Origin of the sequence: Haemophilus sp. HMSC71H05, assembly GCF_001838635.1 — a bacterium.
Classification (GTDB): Bacteria; Pseudomonadota; Gammaproteobacteria; order Enterobacterales; family Pasteurellaceae; genus Haemophilus_D; species Haemophilus_D parainfluenzae_R.
In genome coordinates, this window is the sequence record NZ_KV838037.1 from 238,173 (window position 1) to 262,603 (window position 24,431).

27 protein-coding genes, 3 tRNA genes and 1 other annotated feature are annotated in these 24,431 nt (G+C 39.2%); of the genes, 24 read left to right on the forward strand and 6 right to left on the reverse strand.

Features of this window, described 5'->3' with window-relative positions:
* Window positions 1-55: 55 nt before the first annotated feature.
* The 4 genes from priC to gloA form a co-directional block, all read right to left on the reverse strand.
* Entirely contained in the window at window positions 56-637 is a 582-nt protein-coding gene (gene priC / locus HMPREF3279_RS07445; protein WP_070868764.1) for a primosomal replication protein PriC, read from the reverse strand.
* Window positions 638-676: 39 nt separating this feature from the next.
* Window positions 677-2,029 (reverse strand): Na+/H+ antiporter family protein, encoded by a 1,353-nt coding sequence (locus HMPREF3279_RS07450; protein WP_070868765.1) that lies wholly within the window; start codon window positions 2,027-2,029, stop codon window positions 677-679.
* A gap of 106 nt (window positions 2,030-2,135) precedes the next feature.
* Window positions 2,136-2,262, reverse strand: a sequence feature (His leader region).
* Between the two features lie 117 nt (window positions 2,263-2,379).
* Entirely contained in the window at window positions 2,380-3,069 is a 690-nt protein-coding gene (gene rnt, locus HMPREF3279_RS07455; RefSeq protein WP_083327180.1) for a ribonuclease T, read from the reverse strand.
* Between the two features lie 10 nt (window positions 3,070-3,079).
* Window positions 3,080-3,487 carry a lactoylglutathione lyase gene (gene gloA / locus HMPREF3279_RS07460; protein ID WP_070868767.1) on the reverse strand — a complete coding sequence of 136 codons (408 nt, stop codon included), beginning with the start codon at window positions 3,485-3,487 and terminating at the stop codon, window positions 3,080-3,082.
* Window positions 3,488-3,733: 246 nt separating this feature from the next.
* On the opposite strand from gloA, the gene HMPREF3279_RS07465 reads away from it, so the two are divergent.
* The gene (locus HMPREF3279_RS07465) at window positions 3,734-5,443 is read left to right on the forward strand and encodes a pectate lyase family protein (RefSeq protein ID WP_257283929.1); all 1,710 of its coding nucleotides are present in this window, start codon (window positions 3,734-3,736) and stop codon (window positions 5,441-5,443) included.
* A gap of 89 nt (window positions 5,444-5,532) precedes the next feature.
* On the opposite strand, the gene cmoA is transcribed toward HMPREF3279_RS07465, so the two are convergent.
* A complete protein-coding gene (gene cmoA, locus HMPREF3279_RS07470; RefSeq protein WP_049381649.1) occupies window positions 5,533-6,258 on the reverse strand; it encodes a carboxy-S-adenosyl-L-methionine synthase CmoA in 726 nt (241 codons plus the stop codon).
* A gap of 184 nt (window positions 6,259-6,442) precedes the next feature.
* On the opposite strand from cmoA, the gene aspS reads away from it, so the two are divergent.
* From aspS to ruvB, 8 genes are all read left to right on the forward strand, one after another.
* Window positions 6,443-8,209, forward strand: a complete 1,767-nt coding sequence (aspS, locus tag HMPREF3279_RS07475; protein WP_070868769.1) for an aspartate--tRNA ligase — start codon at window positions 6,443-6,445, stop codon at window positions 8,207-8,209.
* A gap of 274 nt (window positions 8,210-8,483) precedes the next feature.
* Window positions 8,484-9,752 carry an NRAMP family divalent metal transporter gene (locus HMPREF3279_RS07480; protein ID WP_070583071.1) on the forward strand — a complete coding sequence of 423 codons (1,269 nt, stop codon included), beginning with the start codon at window positions 8,484-8,486 and terminating at the stop codon, window positions 9,750-9,752.
* A 101-nt stretch (window positions 9,753-9,853) separates the two neighbouring features.
* Window positions 9,854-10,312 (forward strand): dihydroneopterin triphosphate diphosphatase, encoded by a 459-nt coding sequence (gene nudB / locus HMPREF3279_RS07485; protein ID WP_070868770.1) that lies wholly within the window; start codon window positions 9,854-9,856, stop codon window positions 10,310-10,312.
* A gap of 47 nt (window positions 10,313-10,359) precedes the next feature.
* On the forward strand, window positions 10,360-11,100 hold the full coding sequence (locus HMPREF3279_RS07490; RefSeq protein ID WP_049372934.1) for a YebC/PmpR family DNA-binding transcriptional regulator: 741 nt from the start codon (window positions 10,360-10,362) through the stop codon (window positions 11,098-11,100).
* A gap of 17 nt (window positions 11,101-11,117) precedes the next feature.
* Complete coding sequence (locus HMPREF3279_RS07495) at window positions 11,118-11,552, forward strand: hypothetical protein (RefSeq protein WP_049372933.1); 435 nt, start codon at window positions 11,118-11,120, stop codon at window positions 11,550-11,552.
* 50 nt (window positions 11,553-11,602) lie between these two features.
* Window positions 11,603-12,175 carry a crossover junction endodeoxyribonuclease RuvC gene (gene ruvC / locus HMPREF3279_RS07500; RefSeq protein WP_005697069.1) on the forward strand — a complete coding sequence of 191 codons (573 nt, stop codon included), beginning with the start codon at window positions 11,603-11,605 and terminating at the stop codon, window positions 12,173-12,175.
* Between the two features lie 58 nt (window positions 12,176-12,233).
* Window positions 12,234-12,845: a Holliday junction branch migration protein RuvA gene (ruvA, locus tag HMPREF3279_RS07505; RefSeq protein ID WP_049366387.1), complete on the forward strand. Its 612-nt coding sequence runs from the start codon at window positions 12,234-12,236 to the stop codon at window positions 12,843-12,845.
* Between the two features lie 13 nt (window positions 12,846-12,858).
* A complete protein-coding gene (ruvB, locus tag HMPREF3279_RS07510) occupies window positions 12,859-13,866 on the forward strand; it encodes a Holliday junction branch migration DNA helicase RuvB (RefSeq protein WP_070868771.1) in 1,008 nt (335 codons plus the stop codon).
* Window positions 13,867-13,922: 56 nt separating this feature from the next.
* On the opposite strand, the gene HMPREF3279_RS07515 is transcribed toward ruvB, so the two are convergent.
* Complete coding sequence (locus HMPREF3279_RS07515; protein ID WP_070868772.1) at window positions 13,923-14,234, reverse strand: DUF5339 domain-containing protein; 312 nt, start codon at window positions 14,232-14,234, stop codon at window positions 13,923-13,925.
* Between the two features lie 459 nt (window positions 14,235-14,693).
* Between HMPREF3279_RS07515 and HMPREF3279_RS07520 the strand changes: the two genes are divergently transcribed.
* The 15 genes from HMPREF3279_RS07520 (at window position 14,694) to iscR (ending at window position 24,416) form a co-directional block, all read left to right on the forward strand.
* On the forward strand, window positions 14,694-16,259 hold the full coding sequence (locus HMPREF3279_RS07520) for a cytochrome ubiquinol oxidase subunit I (RefSeq protein WP_070868773.1): 1,566 nt from the start codon (window positions 14,694-14,696) through the stop codon (window positions 16,257-16,259).
* A gap of 14 nt (window positions 16,260-16,273) precedes the next feature.
* Window positions 16,274-17,413: a cytochrome d ubiquinol oxidase subunit II gene (gene cydB, locus HMPREF3279_RS07525; RefSeq protein ID WP_070868774.1), complete on the forward strand. Its 1,140-nt coding sequence runs from the start codon at window positions 16,274-16,276 to the stop codon at window positions 17,411-17,413.
* A gap of 11 nt (window positions 17,414-17,424) precedes the next feature.
* Window positions 17,425-17,523: a cytochrome bd oxidase small subunit, CydX/CbdX family gene (locus HMPREF3279_RS10105; RefSeq protein ID WP_101494276.1), complete on the forward strand. Its 99-nt coding sequence runs from the start codon at window positions 17,425-17,427 to the stop codon at window positions 17,521-17,523.
* A 2-nt stretch (window positions 17,524-17,525) separates the two neighbouring features.
* Complete coding sequence (gene ybgE / locus HMPREF3279_RS07530; RefSeq protein ID WP_070868775.1) at window positions 17,526-17,813, forward strand: cyd operon protein YbgE; 288 nt, start codon at window positions 17,526-17,528, stop codon at window positions 17,811-17,813.
* A gap of 71 nt (window positions 17,814-17,884) precedes the next feature.
* Window positions 17,885-18,313: a tol-pal system-associated acyl-CoA thioesterase gene (gene ybgC / locus HMPREF3279_RS07535; protein ID WP_005696676.1), complete on the forward strand. Its 429-nt coding sequence runs from the start codon at window positions 17,885-17,887 to the stop codon at window positions 18,311-18,313.
* A 20-nt stretch (window positions 18,314-18,333) separates the two neighbouring features.
* Window positions 18,334-19,020 carry a protein TolQ gene (tolQ, locus tag HMPREF3279_RS07540; RefSeq protein WP_049369196.1) on the forward strand — a complete coding sequence of 229 codons (687 nt, stop codon included), beginning with the start codon at window positions 18,334-18,336 and terminating at the stop codon, window positions 19,018-19,020.
* Window positions 19,021-19,098: 78 nt separating this feature from the next.
* Window positions 19,099-19,518, forward strand: coding sequence for a colicin uptake protein TolR (gene tolR / locus HMPREF3279_RS07545; RefSeq protein WP_032803822.1), 420 nt, complete (start codon window positions 19,099-19,101; stop codon window positions 19,516-19,518).
* 18 nt (window positions 19,519-19,536) lie between these two features.
* Window positions 19,537-20,784: a cell envelope integrity protein TolA gene (gene tolA, locus HMPREF3279_RS07550; protein WP_070868776.1), complete on the forward strand. Its 1,248-nt coding sequence runs from the start codon at window positions 19,537-19,539 to the stop codon at window positions 20,782-20,784.
* 41 nt (window positions 20,785-20,825) lie between these two features.
* A complete protein-coding gene (gene tolB / locus HMPREF3279_RS07555) occupies window positions 20,826-22,109 on the forward strand; it encodes a Tol-Pal system beta propeller repeat protein TolB (protein WP_049364498.1) in 1,284 nt (427 codons plus the stop codon).
* A gap of 24 nt (window positions 22,110-22,133) precedes the next feature.
* Window positions 22,134-22,601 carry a peptidoglycan-associated lipoprotein Pal gene (gene pal / locus HMPREF3279_RS07560; protein ID WP_005696669.1) on the forward strand — a complete coding sequence of 156 codons (468 nt, stop codon included), beginning with the start codon at window positions 22,134-22,136 and terminating at the stop codon, window positions 22,599-22,601.
* A 176-nt stretch (window positions 22,602-22,777) separates the two neighbouring features.
* Window positions 22,778-22,853 (forward strand) — tRNA-Lys (locus tag HMPREF3279_RS07565).
* Window positions 22,854-22,878: 25 nt separating this feature from the next.
* Window positions 22,879-22,954, forward strand: a tRNA-Lys gene (locus HMPREF3279_RS07570).
* Window positions 22,955-22,983: 29 nt separating this feature from the next.
* Window positions 22,984-23,059: transfer RNA gene (locus HMPREF3279_RS07575), tRNA-Lys, on the forward strand.
* Window positions 23,060-23,181: 122 nt separating this feature from the next.
* Window positions 23,182-23,901 carry a tRNA (cytosine(32)/uridine(32)-2'-O)-methyltransferase TrmJ gene (gene trmJ / locus HMPREF3279_RS07580; RefSeq protein ID WP_083327181.1) on the forward strand — a complete coding sequence of 240 codons (720 nt, stop codon included), beginning with the start codon at window positions 23,182-23,184 and terminating at the stop codon, window positions 23,899-23,901.
* Between the two features lie 59 nt (window positions 23,902-23,960).
* Window positions 23,961-24,416, forward strand: a complete 456-nt coding sequence (gene iscR / locus HMPREF3279_RS07585) for a Fe-S cluster assembly transcriptional regulator IscR (RefSeq protein WP_049366379.1) — start codon at window positions 23,961-23,963, stop codon at window positions 24,414-24,416.
* Window positions 24,417-24,431 lie beyond the last annotated feature (15 nt).

The following is a 24,431-nucleotide window of genomic DNA, read 5'->3' on the forward strand; positions in this document are numbered from 1 at the left end:
TCCCTAAGTCGAAAGATTTAGGGATTTTTGCTTTTCAGTCTATTTCAAAAAAATCTTATTTTTTGACCGCACTTTCTTGTGCTTCTTTGAAGACAAGGTATTCTTCTAAGGTCTCAATGGCTTCTAAACATTTTTGACGACGCGTTAAATAAATTGCGGCTGTTTGCTTATGCATATCTCGTTGAATATCTGTTTGAGCCGTATCCGCTTGTGCTTTAGCTTCTCCGTATTTCTCTGTGAGTTGCTGCAAGGCTTCATAATATTTCTCTAAACGCTCTCTTGGCGGAAGTCGATGAATGCTGTGCTGTGATTTACTGCTTGTAACTGGTTGTTCTGTTTTCTTCTGTTGAATGGGTTTTCTATGTTTGCGATTCATGGCTTCAGTCAATGCGGTACATTGCCCTAAAAGATGTTCAGCCATAAATACAATTTGTTCTTCATTTTGATGGGGAAGGTTACATAGCTTCGTTAAGCTTTGCTGGATTTCTTTGAGATAAAAACCGACGGTTTCAAAATCTTCAGTAAATAAAGTGCGGTTAAATTTAGCGTTGATTTTTTTATCAGAGTCAGCTTGATAGGCTTGAGTCAGTTGCTGTACTTTTTGTTCGAGCGTATTGAGTAATGATTGAATAGACATAAAAAAATCCCCGCATAATGAATGCAGGGATTATAACGATTAAAGGGTCATGGCTGCAATCCAACCAAACGCTAATAATGGAATGTTGTAGTGAATAAAGGTTGGTACAACAGAATCCCAAATGTGGTCGTGCTTACCATCCATATTCAAACCGGATGTTGGACCAAGAGTGGAGTCAGAAGCTGGTGAACCCGCATCCCCTAATGCCGCCGCTACACCTACGATAGCCACTGTCGCAAGTGGTGAGAAACCAAAAGAGAGACAAAGTGGTACATAAATTGAGGTGATAATTGGCACGGTTGAGAAAGAAGAACCAATACCCATGGTAATCAATAACCCAACGAGTAGCATTAAGAATGCCGCAACGCCTTTGCTTTGAATCACACCGGTTGAAAGTGCATCAACTAGCTCTTTTACACCGCTTGTGGTATTAATCACATTGGCGAAACCAGAAGCCGCAATCATCACAAAGCCAATCATCGCCATTAAGCGTAAACCTTGTTGGAAAATGTCGTTACTTTCTTTGAGTTTGAAAATACCAAAAGCACCGAAAATTACTAAACCGACTAAACCACCAATGATAGTTGAGCTTGTGAAAAGCTGTGTGGCAAAAGTCGCGACAATGGCGACCGCACTTGCGGTAATTTGAATCGGTTTAATGTTTGCAATGTGTTGTTCAATTTCAGTTGTAGTTGGTTCTGCCGTTGTCACAATATACTCACGCGGTTTGCGATAGGTAACAAATACGGCAGTGAGTAAACCAAGAATCATACCAATAACAGGGATAAGCATAGCAAAAGAAACTTCACCAACACTAGTTTGTAAACCGAGTGGTGCCCCAGCAAGATTGATATTTTTTACTAAAACGCTTTCGATAAAGATTTTCCCGAAACCAACCGGTAAGATCATATAGGTTGCGGTTAAACCGAAGGTAATAATACAAGCAACTGCACGACGATCGATTTTTAAACGGTTAAAAATAGAAAGTAAAGGTGGCACTACAATCGGGATAAATGCAATGTGCACTGGGAGTAAGTTTTGGGATGAAATGGCGAATAAAAGCAAAATACCAAGTAGCATATATTTAAACCAGGCTAAATTTTTACCAGTTGGTGTTTTGTTCATGCGGGTAATAATTTTGTAGGCAAGCAAATCAGTGATGCCAGATTTTGAAATCGCAATGGCAAATGCACCGAGCATCGCATAGTTCATCGCGACTTCAGCACCACCACCTAAACCGCCTGTAAAGGCTTCAATGGTTTTGCTTAAACCTAGGTCTCCGCATAAGCCAGCTGTAAGAGCAGAAATCACAAGTGCGATAACCACGTTCACGCGCAGTAGGCTTAACGCCAGTAGCACGACAATTGAAATAACAACGGGATTAGATAGCATATTGTTGTTCCTTATTGATTAATTAAAAGAAAAAGGTCGCATAATAAAAGAAAATTGATTTAAGGTTAGATGTCGCATAGTAATAAACTCCTGTAAATTGATAATAAAACAAAACCCCTCGAAAGTTGCCTTCCGAGGGGTAAGATTTTTTGATCTTTATCTTGTCAGCTCGGAAGAAATCTTCCAAGCACGCCAACAGCCTGAAAGATTATTCAGTTGAATGGCGATGATGGTGACGAAGGATAAAGTTCATTTGAAACTCTCTTATTTAGATAACTAAATCGAATTACTTTTTAAAATACGGTAAACCGAAAACGATTGCAAGCCTTTTTTCTAAAAAATTTTGAAAATTAAAGTGCGGTCTGATTTTCAGCTGTTTTTTCCGTTTCATTTGTTTGAGCAATATGCGGGAAACCACCAAGCTCTTTTAAATGATTCACCATATAGCAAAATAATTCTGCCGTACGTTCGGTATCATATAGCGCAGAGTGTGCTTGTTTACCATCAAAAGGAATTTTTGCCGCTTGGCAGGCTTTGACGAGCACTGTTTGTCCAAACATAAAACCGGCAAGTGTTGCCGTATCAAACATCCCAAAAGGGTGGAATGGATTACGTTTTACGCCCGTACGTTCAGCAGCAGCCATCACGAAGCTTTGGTCAAAAGCCGCGTTGTGTGCCACGATGATAGAACGCTGACACTCAGCATCTTTTTGTCCACGACGCACCATTTGGAACAATCCTGTGATGGCATCTAATTCAGATACCGCACCACGTAATGGATTGTGAATATCAATCCCATTGAATTTGAGTGATTCGGGATTAATATTCGCCCCCTCAAATGGCTCAATATGAAAATGGCATTTTTGATCAGGTTGCAAATTGCCATTTTCATCCATTTTTAAGGTGATTGCCGCAAGCTCTAAAAGTGCATCTTTTTTGGCATCAAACCCTGCCGTTTCCACATCAATAATGACAGGAAAGTAGCCACGGAAGCGATTTTTTAATTGGTGATGATAAGGAATTTCAGGTGTATCTGACACAATATATTCCTTAATTCCCTAAAGCTGATTTTGCACTTTTGTTTTCGATAAATTCGATCTTATAACCATCCGGATCTTCAACGAATGCAATCACAGTTGTGCCGCCTTTAACCGGGCCGGCTTCGCGAGTCACTTTACCGCCATGAGCACGTACCGCTTCACAAGTTGCGTAAATATCATCTACACCAATAGCAATATGTCCGTAAGCATTACCAAGATCATATTCCGTTACGCCCCAGTTGTATGTTAATTCAATTTCTGCAGCGCTTTCGCCATCTTCGTAACCTAAAAAAGCAAGTGTATATTTATACTCAGGGTTTTCACTTGTGCGTAATAAACGCATACCTAAAACATCTTGATAAAATTTAATAGAGCGGTCTAAATCACCTACTCGAAGCATTGTGTGTAAAATTTTCATGTTGTTTTCCTTCTTTAATTGTGTTTGCTAAATTATGCCATAGAATGCGATTTGGCGCGAATGGAACTTAAAATTTAGATTCAAGAAAAATATTTTTTTATACTTCTATTTTGGTGAAATTATAGTCATAATCTGACAAATATCGATAGTGATGTTGAATTGTAAAATATGGTTATCTTTGTGATAAGAAAAAATAACTCATAGATGTCACTATTAAATCAAACTAAAGTAAATATGGGTATTTATATGAAAAAAAATATTTTACTCTCAGTGCTTCTTGCATGTACGAGTATGTCTATTGGGGCACAATCATTGAATGATAGTTCATCACCTTCAGTAAATAAGGCTCACTCGAATGTTGAACATCCCGTAAATTTATTTGCAACGAATGGTCAAAGTACTAATAACAGCGCTAGTTCTAACGTTGCTGACAATGGCGTAAGTATTATTGAAGCGAAAGGGTGGTTAGAAAGTGTTTATGTTAAGTGGATGCCTTTAGAAGGAGTAGATTCCTATCGTGTTTATATCAAAGGCGGACAATATACGGGTTACATGCCTATTGATGCTGAATTGATACGTGCATATAGTGGATATATGAGAGCAGATATTCCAGGACTTAAGGCGGGTAGCTATTCATTGAAAGTGGTGGCGATAAAAGGAGGGGTTGAAACCTTGTTTAGTGAAGTAACAGCTCTACAAGTGAAAAATTACAGTCGAGAAGGTTTTGCCCATAAAGACTTCTCTGGCGTTGGAGCTTATAACGATGACGGCTCGCTGAAATCCAATGCAGTAGTGATTTATGTGAATAAAGACAATGCGAAGACTGTCACTGCTCATTTAGGTAATGGCTCCTTTACTGGACTTCAATCTATTCTCAATGCTTATCAGAAAGGTAATATTACTACGCCATTGGTAGTGAGAGTTCTGGGTTTAATAAAAAATGGCGATACAGATACCTTTGGAAGTAGCTCTGAAGGCATTCAAATTAAAGGAAAGAAAGCTGATAGCGAAATGAACATTACCATCGAAGGTATTGGAGAAGATGCTACTATCTATGGTTTTGGTTTCTTAGTCAGAAATGCTAAGAGTGTCGAGTTTCGCAATTTAGGAATTATGCGAGCGATGGATGATGGCATATCACTTGATACTGATAATTCTAATATTTGGATTCACCATATTGATGTCTTTTATGGCAAATCTGGAAGTGGTGATCATGCGAAAGGTGATGGCGCCATTGATGTGAAGACAAATTCTAAATTCGTTACAATTGATCATTGTCATTTCTGGGATACAGGAAAAACAAGTATGGCTGGAATGAAGAGTGAGTCTGGACCGAATTACATTACCTATCATCATAATTGGTTTGACCACAGTGATTCTCGTCATGCTCGAGTTCGCACAATGAGTGTACATATGTGGAACAATTTCTATGATGGTTGTGCTAAGTATGGTATTGGTGCAACGATGGGATCGAGCGTATTTTCTGAAAATAACTATTTCCGGGCAACGAAAGAGCCTATTTTGATTTCTCGACAAGGTAATGATGCAAATGGTGCAGGTAAATTCTCTGGTGAAGCAGGCGGCATGATAAAAGAATATGGAAGTATTTTTGCAGAGAAGGGAACAGCAGAAAGTTATTCTCCAATTACCTATGCAGCTAACAATAAAAGCTTTGATTTCTTCCAAGCAACTTCTCGTGATGAGAAAGTACCATCTTCGGTAGTATCACTCAACGGAGGTAATACTTATAACAATTTTGATACGACTTCATCGTTAATGTATTCCTATACACCAGATGCAACATCTATGGTGCCTGAACGCGTAACAGGCTATTATGGTGCTGGTCGTCTTAATCATGGTTCGTTAAAATTTAAGTTTGATAATGCTGTAGAAGATAATAACTCGGCACCAATTCCTGCATTGGAAGCGTTAATAGATAATTATACGGGGAAATAATTGGGCTATCTTATTCCATAAGCCTTAATTACATATAAAAAGTGCGGTCAAAAAACATGATGTTTTTGACCGCACTTTATTTTTTCAGTTTATTTCACCGCAATCATCGATCCAAAGTTAAAACATTGGAACCATAATTCTACATGTGAAAATCCGATGTTTTTTAACCGCTCTTTGTGGATGTTAATTGAGTCAGTACGCATTACATTTTCAAGTGCGGTGCGTTTTTGACTTACTTCAAGTTCACTATAACCGTTAGCACGTTTGAATTGGTGGTGGAGATCAATAAGCAGCTCATTCACTTTTTCATCTTCAAAACGGAATTTTTCAGAGAGCACCAATACACCGTTTGGGTTTAAACCTTGGTAGATTTTTGTGAGCAAGGCTACACGATCTTCTGGTGGTAAAAATTGCAACGTGAAGTTGAGCACCACCATTGAGGCGTTCTTAATTTCAATTTGACGAATATCATCGCAAAGAATTTCTACGGGCACATCACTATGATAAGCCGCCACATGCTGACGGCAGCGTTCCACCATTGGCAAAGAATTATCGACACCAATAATTTTCACATTAGGTTGTTTAATATTACGTCGCATAGAAAGGGCTGCCGCACCGCGTGAACAGCCTAAATCATAGACTTGGCTGTCGGCAGTCACAAAACGTTCAGCCAACATACCAATCGCGGTGATAATGTTGGAGTAGCCCGGAATAGAGCGTTGAATCATATCGGGAAAAACTTCCGCTACGCTTTCATCAAAAGTAAAATCGCCCAGTTTTTCAATCGGGGCGGCAAAAATTGTATCTTTCATCATTCTTGAGTTCTATCGTTGTCTTGAGAGGGAATTTATTTAGATAAAATGCAAAAAACTGCGGTCATTTTAGTGAAAGTTTTTAAAGGATCAAATAAATTTCGCTTTTCAATTTAAAAGGCACGTCTTTTTCCGTATAATCAACGCGTTAATTATCCATTTTTAGAAAAATGAAAGGAATATAGAAATGATGCGTACACATTATTGCGGTGCATTAAACCGCAACCATATTGGACAAGAAGTAACATTAAGCGGTTGGGTTCACCGTCGTCGCGATTTAGGTGGTTTAATTTTTATTGATATGCGTGATCGTGATGGTGTTGTGCAAGTTTGTTTTGACCCTAAATATCAAGAAGCGTTAACTGCAGCTTCAGGCTTACGTAATGAATTTTGTATTCAAATTAAAGGTGAAGTGATCGCGCGTCCTGATAATCAAGTTAATAAAAATATGGCGACAGGCGAAGTAGAAGTATTGGCGAAAGAATTACGCATTTACAATGCTTCTGACGCTTTACCACTAGACTTCAACCAAAACAACACAGAAGAACAACGCTTAAAATATCGTTATTTAGATTTACGTCGTCCAGAAATGGCTCAACGTTTAAAAACTCGTGCGAAAATCACCAGTTTTGTGCGTCGTTTTATGGATGACAATGGTTTCCTTGATATCGAAACTCCAATGCTTACTAAAGCGACACCAGAAGGTGCGCGTGACTATTTAGTGCCAAGCCGTGTACATAAAGGCAAATTCTATGCATTACCGCAATCACCACAGCTTTTCAAACAGCTTTTAATGATGTCTGGCTTTGATCGTTATTATCAAATCGTGAAATGTTTCCGTGATGAAGACTTACGTGCGGATCGTCAGCCTGAATTTACTCAAATCGATGTGGAAACTTCTTTCTTAACTGCGCCAGAAGTACGTGAGATCATGGAGCGCATGGTGCACGGTTTATGGCAAAACATCATTGGTGTGGATTTAGGTAAATTCCCACAAATGACCTGGCAAGAAGCGATGACTCGTTTTGGTTCAGATAAACCAGATTTGCGTAACCCGCTTGAATTAGTCGATGTAGCTGATATCGTTAAAGACGTTGAATTTAAAGTATTTAATGAGCCAGCAAACAATCCAAACGGCCGTGTGGCAGTCATTCGTGTACCAAATGGCACAGAAATCACTCGTAAACAAATTGATGAATATACACAATTTGTTGGCATTTACGGTGCAAAAGGTTTAGCTTGGGCAAAAGTAAATGACATTAATGCTGGTCTTGAAGGCGTACAAAGCCCGATTGCGAAATTCTTAAATGAAGATGTATGGAAAGCCTTAGCTGAACGTGTGAAAGCTCAAACTGGCGATATCTTATTCTTCGGTGCAGACAAATGGCAAACCACCACGGATGCAATGGGCGCGTTACGTTTGAAATTAGGTCGTGATCTTGGCTTAACTCGTTTAGATGAGTGGCAACCACTTTGGGTGATCGATTTCCCAATGTTTGAACGTGATGAAGAGGGTAATCTTGCTGCAATGCATCACCCATTCACTTCACCAAAAGATTTTAGTCCTGAGCAATTAGAAGCAGATCCAACAAGTGCGGTAGCAAATGCTTACGATATGGTGATTAATGGCTACGAAGTAGGTGGTGGCTCTGTCCGTATTTTCGATCCGAAAATGCAGCAAACCGTATTCCGCATTCTTGGTATCAATGAACAAGAACAACGTGAAAAATTCGGTTTCTTATTGGATGCATTAAAATTCGGTACACCGCCACATGCAGGTTTAGCATTTGGTTTAGACCGTTTAACGATGCTTTTAACTGGCACTGAAAATATCCGTGATGTGATTGCATTCCCGAAAACAACGGCAGCAGCTTGTTTAATGACAGAAGCGCCAAGTTTTGCGAATCCGCAGGCATTAGGTGAGTTGAGTATTGCAGTGACTAAAGCTGAGTAGTTTTGCCAATATTAAAAAATAAAGAAGTGCGGTCAATTTTGACCGCACTTTCTTTTTATTGAAAAAATTTTATTCACTTAAACACATTACTTTTCTGGCATGAATATGTGGTGATTTTATTTATTTTGAACTTATATTCTAAAAAATTAGAATAATTAGATTTTTATTCTTTGTTGAATCTTTAAAGTGAATTTTATTTACTTTACTCAAGAATAAAATTCTATTATAAATAAGGCCTTTTTCGGTTTATGGTCAATTTATAAGAGAAAATTTTATGAGTGAAGTTTCAACTCCAGTAGAAAAATCAACATGGGCGAGTAAATTCTCTGCCTTAGGCCCTGGAATCGTGATGGCATCAGCAGCTGTTGGTGGTTCACATATTATTGCATCCACCCAAGCCGGTGCGATCTATGGTTGGGAATTAGTGAGCATTGTTATTCTTGCTAATTTATTCAAATATCCTTTCTTCCGTTTCGGTGTTCAATATACCTTAGATACGGGGAATACCTTGTTAGAAGGTTACCGTCAAAAAGGGAAATTCTATCTTTGGTTATTCCTTGCTTTAAACATTTTTGCGACTGTGATTAATACTGCTGCAGTAGGGTTATTAACAGCAGCAATTTTAACGTTTATCACCCCAATCCCTCTACCAATGCCAGTATTGAGCTCATTAGTGATCCTTGTGACAACCGGCATTTTATTGTTAGGGAAATACCGTCTATTAGATAGCTTATCGAAAATTATCATGATTGCTTTAACGGTAACCACCGTGAGCGCTGTAGTGATCGCCTTTATGCGTAATGGTATCCATGGCGTAGCTGCACCTGATTTTGTCGCGCCTTCTCCATGGGAATTAAGTAAATTAGCGTTTTTAGTTGCTTTGATGGGATGGATGCCTGCACCAATTGAAATTTCTGCAATTAACTCAATGTGGGTGGTGGCAAAACGCCGTTTAACCAAAGTGTCTTATCAAGATGGTTTGTTTGACTTTAATGTGGGGTACATCGGTACTGCCATTTTAGCTGTTGTTTTCTTAGCCCTTGGTGCATTAGTACAATATGGTTCGCCAGAAACCGTAGAGATGGTGGGTGGAAAATATATCGCCCAACTTATCAATATGTATGCAAGTACTATCGGTGAATGGTCTCGCTTATTAATTGCGGTGATTGCGTTTATGTGTATGTTTGGTACAACAATTACGGTAATTGATGGTTATTCTCGTACTAATGTTGAAGCAGTACGTATTTTGTCTGGTAAACAAGAAAGCTCAGTAAGAGTTTTAAACATTGGCATGATTTTAGCCGCATTGTCGGGTTTAGCGATTATTTTCTACTTTAATAATGCAGTGGGTCCAATGCTGAAATTTGCGATGATTGCTTCATTTGTTTCTGCGCCAATCTTCGCTTGGTTGAATTTATCTCTGACTAAGCACGCGAAACACAGTGTAAAAGGCGGCTTATTGTGGTTATCCCTTATAGGATTATTCTACTTAACCGCCTTTGCAGGATTGTTTATTGCTCAACAAGCTGGCTGGTTAAACTAAAATAATTGAGATAATTACCGCACTTTAGTTTTAAAGTGCGGTAATTTTTTTGAAAGTTTTTAGTAGAAAAGGTATGATGCTGCCCATTCTCAATTATACAGATGACTAGTTTGAAATATAAAAATAATCAATCGGTTCTCGTGGTAATTTATGCGGAAAGCACGCATCGTGTTCTTATGCTTCAACGTCAAGATGATTCTACTTTTTGGCAATCTGTTACGGGGACATTAGAAAGAAATGAAACACCAAGAGAAACCGCCATTCGGGAAGTTTGGGAAGAAGTTGGATTAAAAATAGAAGAAAATTCGACCGCACTTTTTGATTGCAAAAAGAGCATAGAATTTGAAATTTTCCCGCATTTCCGCTATAAATACGCACCGAATGTGACTCACTGTCATGAACATTGGTTTTTATTGGCAGTTGAGCAGGAATTTGAGCCGATATTAAGTGAGCATTTGGCGTATCTATGGGTTTCACCTGAACAAGCGATCCAAATGATGAAATCGCCGAATAATGCCGAGGCTATCAAAAAATATTTGATGAACGGCTTTCCTCTATAGAAGAGGGTATAATTTACAAACGTTTTTAAGATAAGAAGGAAAACAACATGGCAGGCCATAGTAAGTGGGCAAATATTAAACACCGTAAAGCAGCACAAGATGCGCAACGCGGTAAAATTTTTACAAAATTAATTCGTGAATTAGTCACTGCTGCAAAAATTGGTGGCGGTGATGTCAGTGCAAACCCGCGTTTACGTGCAGCAGTAGATAAAGCTTTATCAAGCAACATGACTCGCGACACCATTAACCGTGCGATTGAACGCGGTGTGGGCGGTGGTGATGACACCAATATGGAAACAAGAATTTACGAAGGTTATGGTCCGGGTGGAACTGCTGTGATGGTTGAGTGTCTAAGTGACAACGCAAATCGAACCATTTCACAGGTTCGCCCAAGTTTCACTAAATGTGGTGGTAACTTAGGGACTGAAGGTTCTGTGGGCTATTTATTCAGCAAAAAAGGCTTGATTTTAATTAGCGAAGGTGAAGAAGATGCGTTAATGGAGGCGGCAATCGAAGCCGGTGCGGATGATATTCAGCCACAAGATGATGGTTCATTCGAAATCTATACTGCGTGGGAAGATTTAGGTTCTGTGCGCGATGCAATCGAAGCAGCAGGATTTAAAATTGATAACGCAGAAGTCACAATGATTCCATCAACAACGGTTGATCTTGATCTTGAAACTGCGCCTAAATTGTTGCGTTTAATTGACATGTTAGAAGACTGTGACGATGTACAAAACGTATATCATAACGGTGAAATTAGTGATGAAGTTGCAGCTCAGCTGTAATTTTAAGGAGATTTAGAATGAAATTAGCTAAAGTATTACCTGCAATGGCCGCTCTTGTTGTTTTATCAGCTTGTGCAAGCGATGCACCAAAAATGGAAAACAAGGCAGAGCAAACTGCAGCACCTACTGTAACGGATAAAACAGTAGTTTATACTTGTAACAAGAAAACTGTAACTGCAGTTTATCAATTCGAAAACCAAGAGCCAACAGCGGCAATGGTAATGGTAGGCAACAAAGTTGTTGCGAAAGATTTTGCTCGTGATGCAGCTCAAAAAGACTTCACTTCATTTACTTCTGGCAAATATGTTTGGAACGTAGACAGTGGTTTAACTTTAGATAAATTCGATTCTGTTGTGCCAGTAAATCTTTTAATCAAAGGCAAAAAAGCAGATAAAATTGTTGTGAAAAACTGTGATGTAGATGCAAAAGCAACTGCAAAAGCAAACCAATAATTAACGCTAAAAACGGCCGGCATTGACCGGCCGTTTATTTTTGAGAATTTATGAGTATTATTTTAGGCATTGACCCTGGTTCTCGTGTAACGGGCTATGGTGTGATTAGACAAAATGGTCGCCATTTAGAATATCTCGGCAGTGGAGCAATCCGCACGCAGGTCGAGGATTTACCTACACGATTAAAACGAATTTATGCCGGTGTGACAGAAATCATTACACAATTTCAGCCCGATATGTTTGCCATTGAACAAGTGTTTATGGCTAAAAATGCGGATTCAGCTTTAAAACTGGGGCAAGCACGTGGTACGGCGATTGTGGCAGCAGTGAACCATGATTTACCTGTATTTGAATATGCGGCTCGCTTGGTGAAACAGACTGTCGTAGGGATTGGTTCTGCAGATAAAGTTCAAGTACAAGATATGGTGACACGAATTTTGAAGCTATCAGACAAACCACAAGCAGATGCGGCAGATGCTTTGGCCATTGCGATCACTCATGCTCACACTATTCAGCATTCCTTACATATTGCGGGCTCGGTCAAAACCACAGAAACTCACGAAAAAATGACCGCACTTTTAAAAACAAGGTATAGCCGAGGTCGATTTAGATTAAAAATTTAACTGGATTAATATCCAGTTTTATTTTATTCTATGCAAAAATTTTTTACATGGAAATCTTATGATCGGTCGTTTAAAAGGCATCTTATTAGAAAAACAACCTCCTGAAATTTTGCTTGATGTACAAGGCGTCGGTTACGAATTATTGTTACCGATGACCAGTTTTTATGACTTACCTGAAATCGGACAAGAAACCACTTTATTTACCCATCTTGTTGTACGTGAAGATGCTCATCTTCTTTTTGGATTTGCCCAAAAAACTGACCGCACTTTATTCCGTGAATTAATTAAAACCAATGGTGTTGGACCTAAATTGGCACTCGCGATTTTATCAGCTATGTCAGTAGAGCAGTTTGCTTACGCTATTGAGCGAGAAGAACTATCAAAATTAGTTAAAATTCCAGGTGTGGGCAAGAAAACGGCTGAACGTTTATTGGTGGAGTTAAAAGGGAAGTTTAAAGATGTTCGTCAAAGTGATTTCTTTGTGGAGAGCAAACATATTCCTTCAACTTCAGAATTACGCCAAGCTGAAAGCTCAGCAGATGAAGCGATTGCTGCATTGATTGCATTAGGCTATAAACCAACCGATGCTGAAAAAATGGTGAAAAAAGTGGCTAAAGCAGACTTAACCAGTGAGCAATTAATTCGCGAAGCTTTAAAAGCCGCGTTATAAAGATTAAACAGATATGATCGAAGCAGATAGAATTATTAGCAGTCAGGCAAAAATGGATGAAGATGTCATCGATCGTGCGATTCGTCCAAAGCTTTTAGCCGACTATGTGGGACAACCACAAGTGCGAGAGCAGATGGATATTTTCATCAAGGCCGCAAAATTGCGTCAAGATGCTTTAGATCATCTGTTGATCTTTGGTCCTCCAGGTTTAGGAAAAACGACGCTAGCTAATATTGTGGCAAATGAAATGGGTGTTAATATCCGCACCACATCAGGACCTGTACTTGAAAAAGCGGGTGATTTAGCGGCAATGCTGACAAATCTTGAACCCCATGATGTGTTATTCATTGATGAAATTCACCGTCTTTCTCCTGCGATTGAAGAAGTGCTTTATCCAGCAATGGAAGATTATCAGCTGGATATTATGATTGGTGAAGGGCCTGCTGCGCGTTCGATTAAATTAGATTTGCCACCTTTCACATTAGTTGGTGCAACAACTCGGGCAGGTTCGTTAACTTCGCCATTACGTGATCGTTTCGGAATCGTTCAGCGTTTAGAATTTTATTCCGTTGAAGATTTAACTTCTATTGTGACAAGAAGTGCCTCTTGCTTAAATCTAGCATTAGAAGATAAAGCCGCTTTTGAAGTCGCGCGTCGTTCACGTGGTACGCCTCGTATTGCAAACCGTTTATTACGTCGCGTTCGAGATTTTGCAGATGTGCGTAATGATGGCATTATTTCAGCAGACATTGCTAAACAAGCGCTTTCAATGTTAGATGTAGATGATGCAGGTTTTGATTACTTAGATAGAAAATTACTTACCGCTGTGATTGAACGTTTTGATGGTGGTCCAGTTGGATTAGATAACTTGGCAGCAGCAATAGGTGAAGAACGAGACACTATCGAGGATGTTTTAGAACCTTACTTGATTCAACAAGGCTTTTTGCAGCGTACGCCTCGAGGTAGAATTGCGACTTCATTAACTTATCGACACTTTGGACTTCAGAAGCCATCAGAATAAGCGATATAAAAAAAGGACATATTGATATCAATATGTCCTTTCTTTTTGAAACCTGCTTAGTTAGTTCCTTCAGTATAGCTCTTCATGCTATTTAATCTTGCTAAACCCACATCACAGCTTTTTTGTTGAGTTGCTAATTCCATTTCAAGAATTTGCTGCTTGCTTTGATTAAGTTTGCTTTTGATCTTGCCTACTTGAGTATGAGTGCCAGGCTGTTTTTCTGCTTGGGCAATCAAATTTTCTGTTTCTTTAAATAACTGTGTGCATTGTTGTGGAAGAGCAGCTTTGTTTTCTGTAATAGGTGCTGCAGTGGCTGATAGTGCCATCGAACCGAAAAGTGCGGTCAAAATTACACAAATTTTCTTCATTGTAAATCCCTACAAATCTTTCCAAATATCATTAGGCTAAAAAATAGCAAAATCTTGTCGCCCTGTCTAGTGGTTATTTTGTCTATTTCTTTTCGATAAAGTTTCCTTATGATAGAGATAAATTTTTTCATTCGAGATAAATATGCAAGATTTGATGTAGATCAATTTCGCTGTAGTTACGCTAAATAGGGTATTTTGTAACTTATATCAAAAAATGTGATCAATATAACGGTTTTTTCTATTTTTTATCCTCATAAATAGTAGTAGAATAGGGCAAAATTTTGAATGTTTATATTGTAATCGGTTACTGCATTCTGTTTTGAGAATAGAAAAGGCAATTATTACGTAAATAATTCAATGTTTCTTAACGATTTTTGTTGAGTAGTTTGGGGTGATTATTTGGGATTATCCTTGGTAATCATAAAGTGAAAATCTTGTAGATTTATACAAGGAGTTGAGATGTTAGACGTTGTTGATCTCTCACGCTTGCAGTTTGCGTTAACTGCGTTATATCACTTCATTTTTGTACCATTAACATTAGGTTTATCTTTCGTTCTTGTGATCATGGAAACCATTTATGTTAAAACGGGCAAAGAAGTATATAAAGATATGACTAAATTCTGGGGTAAGTTATTTGGTATTAACTTTGCTCTAGGGGTAACGACCGGTATTATTATGGAGTTCCAATTCGGGACAAACTGGTCTTATTATTCTCACTATGTAGGTGATATTTTCGGTGCACCATTAGCGATCGAAGCATTACTTGCATTCTTCTTAGAATCCACTTTCGTGGGGCTATTCTTCTTCGGTTGGGATCGTTTAACTAAAGGTAAACACTTACTCGCAACTTACTGCGTAGCCTTTGGTTCAAACCTTTCTGCGATGTGGATTTTAGTGGCAAATGGTTGGATGCAACATCCGGTAGCGGCAGAGTTTAACTTTGAAACCGTTCGTATGGAAATGACCAGCTTCTTAGATCTTTGGTTAAATCCAGTTGCTCAAAGTAAATTCTTACACACATTAACAGCGGGTTATACAACCGGTGCCATGTTTGTATTAGGTATCAGCGCATTCTATTTATTAAAAGGCCGCGATATCGGTTTTGCTAAACGTTCATTCTCTGTAGCGGCAACCTTTGGTTTTATCGCGGCATCAGCTGTATTAATTATGGGTGATGAATCAGGTTACGACATCGGTAAAGCGCAACCTGTGAAATTAGCTGCAATGGAAGCTGAGTTTGAAACTCATCCTGCACCAGCCCCATTCCACCCAGTGGCGATTCCAAATACTGCAGAAATGAAAAATGATTTTGCGATTGAAATCCCATATTTAGGTGGTTTAATTGCAACGCGTTCTTTAGATACTGAAATCGTTGGTTTGAAAGAAATTCAAGCAAAAAATGAAGGTCGTGTTCGTAACGGTATGGTTGCTTATGATTTATTCACACAATTAAAAGCAGAGAAAAAATCAGCAGGCCAAGTAAATCCAGAAACTAAAGCAAAATTTGATGAAGTCAAAGGTGATTTAGGTTTTGGTTTATTATTAAAACGTTACACAGATAAAGTTGTAGATGCAACGGATGAACAAATTAAACAAGCAGCACGTGATACTATTCCAAACGTAGGTCCTAACTTCTGGGCGTTCCGTGGTATGTTAGCGGCAGGTGGTTTAATTATCTTATTAGCTTTCGGTGCATTTGTTCAAAATTTACGTAACAAAGTGACTTCTTCTCGCTTATTACTTAAAGCATTGCTTTGGGGTATTCCATTGCCATTCTTAGCGATTGAATTTGGTTGGTTCTTAGCTGAATTTGGTCGTCAACCATGGGCGATTTATGAAGTATTACCGGTAGGTGTGTCTGCCTCTAACTTGAGTGTAGGTGACTTATGGTTCTCTATCGGTTTAATTTGTGTACTTTACTTCTTCTTCATCATTGCGGAAATGTATTTGATGTTTAAATATGCACGTTTAGGTCCAAGTGCATTGAAAACCGGCAAATACTATTTTGAGCAATCATCTAAATAAGCAGGAGATGGATTATGCTTGATTATGAAATTCTACGTATTATTTGGTGGGTGCTAGTTGTTGTATTGCTTATCGGTTTCTCTGTAACAGATGGATTCGATATGGGCGTGACCGCACTTTTACCCGTAGCAGGTAAGAAAGAAGTAGAAAGACGTATTATGATTAACTCTATTGCTCCACACTGGGATGGTAACCAAGTTTGGTTATTAACTGCAGGTGGTGCAATCTTCGCGGCATGGCCGATTGTTTATTCTGTAGCGTTTTCAGGCTTCTATATTGCCTTATTCCTTGTGTTAGCTGCGTTATTCTTCCGTCCAATTGGTTTTGAATATCGTGCGAAAATTGATAATCCAACATGGCGTGCGATGTGGGATTGGGGTTTGTTTGCGGGTGGTTTTGTACCTGCATTAGTATTCGGTGTGGCATTTGGTAATTTATTACAAGGTGTGCCATTCGAATTAAATGAGCTTTCACAAGCAACTTACACAGGTTCTTTCTTTGCATTATTAAACCCATTCGCATTACTTTGCGGTGTGTTAAGCCTTGCAATGTTAGTGACTCACGGTGCAAACTGGTTACAAATGAAAACCACTGCTGCGTTGCGTGATCGCGCAAGAGCAATTACACAAATCGGTGCATTAGTGACATTAATTACTTTTGTGCTTGCAGGTGTGTGGCTTTCTTTCAAAGACGGTTATATGGTGACTAGCACGATTGATCACTTTGCAGCATCAGCGCCAGCTTCAGGTAAACAAGTGGCAGTTGAGGCAGGTGCATGGTTCAAAAACTTCAATGAAAATCCAGCTTTATGGGCATTCCCCGTATTAGCTGTGGTTGGTGCATTATTAAATGTAGTTGCATCTAAAGCAAATCGTTGTGGTTTTGCGTTCTTCTTCTCTGTATTAACCATGGCTGGTGTGATTATTACTGCGGCAGTATCAATGTTCCCATTTGTAATGCCTTCAAGTACTCACCCTGAACAAAGCTTGTTAATGTGGGATGCAACGTCAAGTGAATTAACATTAACTCTAATGTTCTACTTGGCATTAGTATTTGTTACCATCTCATTGCTTTACACCATTTGGTCATACTACAAAATGTTTGGCCGCTTGGATGAAAGCTTTGTTGAAGACAACAAAAACTCATTATACTAAGGAGAAACAATATGTTATATGTAATTTGGGTAGTGGGTGTGTTGGCTGCAGTTATGGTGAGTGCTAAATTAACCATTGGCAAAGAAAAGTCAGGTAAATTTGACGAGTAATGATGATTAATTCACTCTATCAATTAAGTAATAAGGGTTCCTTGCGAACCCTTTCGTTTATTTTAGCGTTATTTTTAACCGCGGCTTTCTTTTTAAATTTAAATCAATTTTCGACCGCACTTCGTACTGCACATCCAGCTTGGGTTCTTGCGATTTTTTGGGGATTGATTAATTTGTGGATCCACGGTATCGGATTCGATATTCGCCGAGCAATATGGCAGCTTGTTTTCTTGCCATATATTGGTTATTTCACCACAATAATTGCTATTGTTCAGCATTGGTTTTTATAAGAACGATAGACAAATATTATTATTTGGAGCTTGCACATCTAATGAACAGGTTCTAAAATAAGTGGCTTGTTATGGCTGATAATTTGAGCATTATTTTGAATAACCAATGTTTTACCTTTCCGGTTCGTGTCTATTATGAGGACACGGATGCGGGCGGAGTAGTGTATCACGCACGTTACTTACATTTCTTTGAGCGTGCGCGAACTGAATATTTAAGAACGCTTAATTTTTCCCAACAATCATTATTGCAGGAACAACAATTAGCTTTTGTGGTCAAAACCATGTCTATTGACTATTGTATTCCGGCAAAATTGGATGATTATCTTATTGTCGAAACTGAAATAACGGCAGTGAAAGGAGCAACAATTCTCTTTGAACAGCGGTTAGTTCGTGAGACGGTGGTGTTATCAAAGGCTACTGTTAAGGTAGCCTGTGTTGATCTAGGCAAAATGAAACCTGTCGCAATTCCTGAAGAATTAAAAGCGGCATTTTTAAAGTAAATAACTTTTCGGAGTATGCAATGACTGCAGAATTGAACTTTTTAGATCTTTTTCTAAAAGCGAGTATCGTTGTTCAACTTGTAATTGTGATCTTAATTTCGTTCTCAATTATTTCTTGGGCAATCATCATTCAACGTAGCCGTATTTTGACGAGCGCGTTAAAAGAAGCAAACACTTTTGAAGATCGTTTTTGGTCTGGTGAAGATTTAAATAAGCTTTATGATGGTTTATCTAATCGTCGTGAAGTATTAACGGGTAGCGAACAAATTTTCTTTGTCGGCTTTAAAGAATTCTCTCGCTTAAAACAAGTGAATGCGAATGCGCCAGAGGCAATTATCAAAGGTACGACTCGTGCGATGAACCTTGCGATGAATCGTGAAGTAGAAGCGCTTGAAAGTCGTGTACCTTTCTTAGCAACAGTGGCTTCTGTAAGTCCATATATTGGTTTATTTGGTACCGTTTGGGGGATCATGCACGCATTTATGGCATTAAGTGGTGCGAAACAAGCAACATTACAAATGGTTGCTCCAGGTATCGCAGAAGCCTTGATCGCAACCGCAATTGGTTTGTTTGCGGCGATTCCAGCTGTAATGGCGTATAACCGTTTAAGCTTACGTGTAAATGCGATTGAACAAAATTATGGTAACTTCATTGATGAATTCACCACAATTTTACATCGTCAAGCTTTTGGTAAAGCGCCCCATTAAAAATAAATGAAAAATTGACCGCACTTAATAAATAAGACGAAAAGTGCGGTGGATTTTAGCGAAGTTTTAGAGGAAATTATGGCTCGTCGTCAGCGTAAAGACATTAAATCTGAAATTAACATCGTGCCATTTCTCGATGTTCTTTTAGTTTTAGTGTTAATTTTTATGGCAACCGCGCCGATTATCAGTCAGAGCGTTCAAGTGGAACTCCCTGATTCGGTGCAAAGTCAAAATGTATCAAATGAAGATAAAACACCGGTTATCTTAGAAGTAGCAGGTGTAGGGCAGTATTCGATTTCTATTGGTGGTCAACGCCAAGAAGGCCTTAACGAAGAAATGGTAACCCAATTATCAAAACAAGAATTTGATAAAGACAATAACACAATGTTCTTAGTGGGCGGAGCAAAAGATGTACCTTATGAAGAAGTGATTAAAGCACTGAATTTACTACATCTTGCCGGCATTAAGTCTGTGGGTTTAATGACCAACCCAATTTAAGAATAAGTAGGTAAAACCGTGCAGAATAATCGACGAAAAAAACGTGCAAATGAGTTTGTCATCTCTATTGCGATGCACCTTGCATTGTTTGGTTTGTTGATTTGGAGCTCTCTTTATCAAACCGTTGAAATAATGGGTGGTGGAGAAGGTGAAGGTGATGCCATGGGAGCTGTGATGGTCGATACTGGCAGCGCAGCGCAGGAATGGGGACGTATTCAACAACAGAAAAAAGGTCAAACTGATAAACAGAAAAAACCAGAACCTGTAGTCGAAGAGAAAAAACCAGAGCCAGAACCTGAACCAAATCAGCAAGAAATTGCGAAACAAGAAGAGATTAAGCGTCAGCAGGAAATTCAACGTCAAAAAGAACTTGAAAAACAAAAGCAGCAAGAAATTGAGAAGCAAAAACAGCAACAAGAACTTGCTCGTCAAGAGGCGTTAGAAAAGCAGAAACAAGCTGAAGAAGCGAAAGCAAAACAAGCCGCTGAAGCAGCGAAGTTAAAAGCTGATGCGGAAGCGAAACGTTTAGCGGCAGCCGCTAAACAGGCTGAGGAAGAAGCAAAAGCTAAAGCACAAGCTGAAGCTCAAAAAGCAAAAGAAAAAGCTGAAGCTGATGCTAAAGCGAAGGCTGAGGCAAAAGCGAAAGCCGATGCTGAAGCAAAAGCGAAGGCCAAGGCAGAAGCAGATGCTAAAGCGAAAGCTGAGGCGGATGCCAAGGCTAAGGCAAAAGCTGAAGCCGATGCAAAAGCGAAAGCCGATGCAGAGGCGAAAGAGAAGGCTGAAGCTAAAGCTAAAGCGGATGCAGAAGCGAAAGCGAAGGCTGATGCGAAGGCAAAAGCTGACGCAGCAAAACGTAAAGCAGATCAAGCGGCTTTAGATGACTTCATGAACGGCGGTGATGTCGGTGGTGGTAGTGCATCTAAAGGTGGTAATGCAAATAAAGGTGGTACACAAGGTAGTGGTGCAGGACTTGGTGCTGGAGATGGTGGTAAAGTTGGTGACCAATATGCGGGTGTCATTAAACGTGAAATTCAACGCCGTTTCTTAAAAGACCCAAGCTTTGCCGGTAAAGTTTGTAGTATTAAAATCCAGCTCGGTCGAGATGGTACTATTTTAGGCTACCAACGTGTTTCTGGACCTGATGATATTTGTACTGCAGCATTAAGTGCGGTAGCGAGAACGAAAAAAGTTCCAGCAGCACCATCTGATGCTATTTATGAGAAATATAAAGCGCCGACTATCGATTTTGATATCAATGCTCGATAATCGGTTTTAAGAAAGTAACAACGTTAAAATAAGGTGATTAAATGAAATTGATCAAACGTGTTATGGGGCTATTTGTGGTGATGTTTGCATTTGCAAGCACAGCAATGGCAGAAGATGAAGTTCGAATTGTGATTGATGAAGGTGTTGATGGCGCTCGTCCTATCGCAGTTGTTCCTTTCGCAGGTTCTGCACCTGAAAATATTGGTCAAATTGTTGCAGATGACTTACGTAATAGTGGTAAATTTAACCCAATTCCAGTAAGCCAAATGCCACAACAACCAACGACTGCAGCTGAAGTGAAGCCAGAAGCTTGGACTGCTTTAGGTATTGATGCTGTTGTGGTAGGTCAAGTGACATCAACTGGTAGCGGTTATAACATTTCTTACCAATTGGTTGATACGGTAGGTGCATCAGGTACACCTGGTGCGGTGCTTGCACAAAATAGCTATACAGTGACAAATAAATGGTTACGTTATGGTGCACATACTGTGAGTGATGAAGTATTTGAAAAATTAACCGGTATTCGTGGTGCTTTCAGAACTCGTATCGCTTATGTGGTACAAAAAAATGGTGGCTCACAACCTTATGAAGTTCGTGTAGCAGATTATGATGGTTATAACCAATTTATCGTAAATCGTAGCTCACAACCAATTATGTCTCCAGCTTGGTCTCCAGATGGTAAACGTTTAGCATACGTATCTTTTGAGAACAAAAAATCCCAACTTGTTGTACAAGACTTAGGTTCAGGTTCTCGTAAAGTGGTCGCCTCTTTCCCAGGACATAACGGTGCGCCAGCATTCTCTCCAGACGGTTCTAAACTTGCCTTTGCTTCTTCACAAGATGGTTTGTTAAACATCTATGTAATGGGCTCAAATGGTGGTACACCGACTCAATTAACTCGAGGTGCGGGTAATAATACAGAACCATCATGGTCTCCAGATGGTAGCTCAATTCTCTTTACTTCAGATAGAGGCGGTTCGCCACAAGTTTATCGCATGAGCGCAAGTGGTGGTGGTGCATCACCAGTTGGTGGTCGCGGTAGTGCACAAATCAGTAGTGATGGTAAAACACTCGTGATGATCAACGGTAATAACAACGTGGTGAAACAAGATCTCACTAGCGGTAGTTCTGAAGTATTAAGTACATCTTTCTTAGGTGAAAGCCCAAGTATTTCTCCTAATGGTATCATGATTATTTACAGCTCTACACAAGGGCTAGGAAAGGTGTTACAATTAGTTTCTGCAGATGGTCGCTTTAAAGCGAGTCTTCCAGGAAGTAATGGCCAAGTGAAATTTCCAGCTTGGTCTCCATACTTGACTAAATAAAAAAACTCATTGAGGAGAAATCTAATGAACAAATTTGTTAAATCATTATTAGTTGCTGGTTCAGTAGCTGCATTAGCAGCATGTAGCTCATCAAACAACGATGCAGCAGGCAACGGTGCTAACAACGGTCAAACTTTCGGTGGTTACTCTGTTGAAGATCTTCAACAACGTTACAACACCGTTTACTTCGGTTTCGACAAATTCAACATCGAAGGTGAATACGTTCAAATCTTAGATGCTCACGCTGCATACTTAAATGCAACTCCAGCTTCTAAAGTTGTTGTTGAAGGTAACACTGACGAACGTGGTACTCCAGAGTACAACATCGCTTTAGGTCAACGTCGTGCTGATGCAGTTAAAGGTTTCTTAGCTGGTAAAGGTGTTGACGCTGGTAAAGTATCAACTGTTTCTTACGGTGAAGAAAAACCTGCGGTGTTAGGTCACGATGAAGCAGCATACTCTAAAAACCGTCGTGCAGTGTTAGCATACTAATTTTTAGAGAATTTTGATTCTTAGAAAAAGGGAGAGTAGAAATACTCTCCTTTTTTATTTATTCTAAGATATTGTCAGAAATTGACGAGTATTCACGCAATTAACACAATTTCTTCAGATTTTTCTTGCGTCAGAAAATAAAATCGGTAATATACGCACCTGTTACGAAATGATGTGGGTCGTTAGCTCAGTCGGTAGAGCAGCGGACTTTTAATCCGTTGGTCGAAGGTTCGAATCCTTCACGACCCACCACTTTTATTTCGAAGAATTCCCAAATGGGTCGTTAGCTCAGTCGGTAGAGCAGCGGACTTTTAATCCGTTGGTCGAAGGTTCGAATCCTTCACGACCCACCATCTATTTAAAGATCATTATTTAACCGGTTGGGTTGTTAGCTCAGTTGGTAGAGCAGCGGACTCTTAATCCGTCGGTCGAGAGTTCGAGCCTCTCACAGCCCACCAGTCAACATCTTATTCCTCCTATTTGTTAAAAAATTTACAAAAAATTAAAATATTTTCAAAATTCTTGACTATATTTAGCGGTTATTATGGTAGAATATCCACAAATTTAAGTCGGGCATAAAATGTTACAAAATATTCGAATTGTTTTGGTTGAAACATCACATAGCGGGAACATCGGTTCTGCGGCGCGTGCGATGAAAACAATGGGATTATCCAATCTTTATTTGGTCTCACCAAAATCAGTGGATGAGCAATCTATTGCATTAGCAGCAGGTGCTGATGATGTCGTGCGTAATGCCCACATTGTTGATACTTTTGAACAAGCAATAGAAGATTGCTCATTAGTGATTGGTACGAGTGCGAGATTACGTCATTTACAGAGTACGCTGATTGAGCCAAGAGAGTGTGCAGAGAAAGCCAGTGCACATCAAGGTCAAGTAGCGATCGTGTTCGGTCGTGAGCGTGTTGGGCTCACAAATGAAGAATTACTTAAATGTCATTATCATTTAAATATCCCTGCTAACCCCGAATATTCTTCGCTCAATTTAGCGATGGCAGTACAGTTGGTAAGTTATGAAATGCGAATGGCATTTTTAGCGAAAGATAAAACGGAAAATGCACTTTCAACGATAGAAGATATCTATCCAACAGCACAAGAAATGGAGTATTTTTTTGCTCATACGGAACAGGTGTATCAGTCTCTTGGTTTTATTCAAAATCAAGGGGTTATACAAAAGTTAAGACGACTTTATAACCGTTCTTCTCTAGAAAAAAATGAACTAAATATTTTGCGAGGAATGTTAAGTGCGGTTGAAAAACGCCTTAATCTGCAAAAAGAGTAAAATTGACTATCATAGTCAGATAGGTAAACTACCCAGATGGCGATTTATAGGGATGCTTTATGAAACTAACATCTAAAGGACGATATGCGGTTACCGCAATTTTAGATATCGCACTACACGCAGGAACAAATCCAGTTTGTTTAGCGGATATCTCAGAACGTCAAAATATTTCACTTTCTTATCTTGAGCAATTATTTGCAAAATTGCGTCGTGGTGGATTAGTAAAAAGTGTTCGTGGCCCAGGTGGTGGCTATCGTTTAGCGTTACCAACTGATCAAATTTCTATTGGCATGGTGATTTCAGCCGTAAATGAGAATATTAATGTCACAAGATGTCTTGGTAAAGGAAATTGCAAAGGTGGAGTTGAGTGTTTAACTCATACATTATGGCAAGATTTAAGTGATCGTATTTCTGATTTTTTAGATGAGATTACATTAGCTGAGCTTGTAGAGAAAAAAGCTGGGAAGCATAAAGCTCACAAAGATTTTGATGACTTAATTGTAGTCAACCAATAATGGGAAAGTAGATTA

Bases quoted from the DNA above. Each gene is read 5' to 3' on its own strand.
- priC (WP_070868764.1), bottom strand. From the start codon at position 637: ATGTCTATTCAATCATTACTCAATACGCTCGAACAAAAAGTACAGCAA.
- HMPREF3279_RS07450 (WP_070868765.1), bottom strand. From the start codon at position 2,029: ATGCTATCTAATCCCGTTGTTATTTCAATTGTCGTGCTACTGGCGTTA.
- gloA (WP_070868767.1), bottom strand. From the start codon at position 3,487: ATGAAAATTTTACACACAATGCTTCGAGTAGGTGATTTAGACCGCTCT.
- HMPREF3279_RS07465 (WP_257283929.1), top strand. From the start codon at position 3,734: ATGAAAAAAAATATTTTACTCTCAGTGCTTCTTGCATGTACGAGTATG.
- cmoA (WP_049381649.1), bottom strand. From the start codon at position 6,258: ATGATGAAAGATACAATTTTTGCCGCCCCGATTGAAAAACTGGGCGAT.
- aspS (WP_070868769.1), top strand. From the start codon at position 6,443: ATGATGCGTACACATTATTGCGGTGCATTAAACCGCAACCATATTGGA.
- HMPREF3279_RS07480 (WP_070583071.1), top strand. From the start codon at position 8,484: ATGAGTGAAGTTTCAACTCCAGTAGAAAAATCAACATGGGCGAGTAAA.
- nudB (WP_070868770.1), top strand. From the start codon at position 9,854: ATGACTAGTTTGAAATATAAAAATAATCAATCGGTTCTCGTGGTAATT.
- HMPREF3279_RS07490 (WP_049372934.1), top strand. From the start codon at position 10,360: ATGGCAGGCCATAGTAAGTGGGCAAATATTAAACACCGTAAAGCAGCA.
- HMPREF3279_RS07495 (WP_049372933.1), top strand. From the start codon at position 11,118: ATGAAATTAGCTAAAGTATTACCTGCAATGGCCGCTCTTGTTGTTTTA.
- ruvC (WP_005697069.1), top strand. From the start codon at position 11,603: ATGAGTATTATTTTAGGCATTGACCCTGGTTCTCGTGTAACGGGCTAT.
- ruvA (WP_049366387.1), top strand. From the start codon at position 12,234: ATGATCGGTCGTTTAAAAGGCATCTTATTAGAAAAACAACCTCCTGAA.
- ruvB (WP_070868771.1), top strand. From the start codon at position 12,859: ATGATCGAAGCAGATAGAATTATTAGCAGTCAGGCAAAAATGGATGAA.
- HMPREF3279_RS07515 (WP_070868772.1), bottom strand. From the start codon at position 14,234: ATGAAGAAAATTTGTGTAATTTTGACCGCACTTTTCGGTTCGATGGCA.
- HMPREF3279_RS07520 (WP_070868773.1), top strand. From the start codon at position 14,694: ATGTTAGACGTTGTTGATCTCTCACGCTTGCAGTTTGCGTTAACTGCG.
- cydB (WP_070868774.1), top strand. From the start codon at position 16,274: ATGCTTGATTATGAAATTCTACGTATTATTTGGTGGGTGCTAGTTGTT.
- HMPREF3279_RS10105 (WP_101494276.1), top strand. From the start codon at position 17,425: ATGTTATATGTAATTTGGGTAGTGGGTGTGTTGGCTGCAGTTATGGTG.
- ybgE (WP_070868775.1), top strand. From the start codon at position 17,526: ATGATTAATTCACTCTATCAATTAAGTAATAAGGGTTCCTTGCGAACC.
- ybgC (WP_005696676.1), top strand. From the start codon at position 17,885: ATGGCTGATAATTTGAGCATTATTTTGAATAACCAATGTTTTACCTTT.
- tolQ (WP_049369196.1), top strand. From the start codon at position 18,334: ATGACTGCAGAATTGAACTTTTTAGATCTTTTTCTAAAAGCGAGTATC.
- tolR (WP_032803822.1), top strand. From the start codon at position 19,099: ATGGCTCGTCGTCAGCGTAAAGACATTAAATCTGAAATTAACATCGTG.
- tolB (WP_049364498.1), top strand. From the start codon at position 20,826: ATGAAATTGATCAAACGTGTTATGGGGCTATTTGTGGTGATGTTTGCA.
- pal (WP_005696669.1), top strand. From the start codon at position 22,134: ATGAACAAATTTGTTAAATCATTATTAGTTGCTGGTTCAGTAGCTGCA.
- trmJ (WP_083327181.1), top strand. From the start codon at position 23,182: ATGTTACAAAATATTCGAATTGTTTTGGTTGAAACATCACATAGCGGG.
- iscR (WP_049366379.1), top strand. From the start codon at position 23,961: ATGAAACTAACATCTAAAGGACGATATGCGGTTACCGCAATTTTAGAT.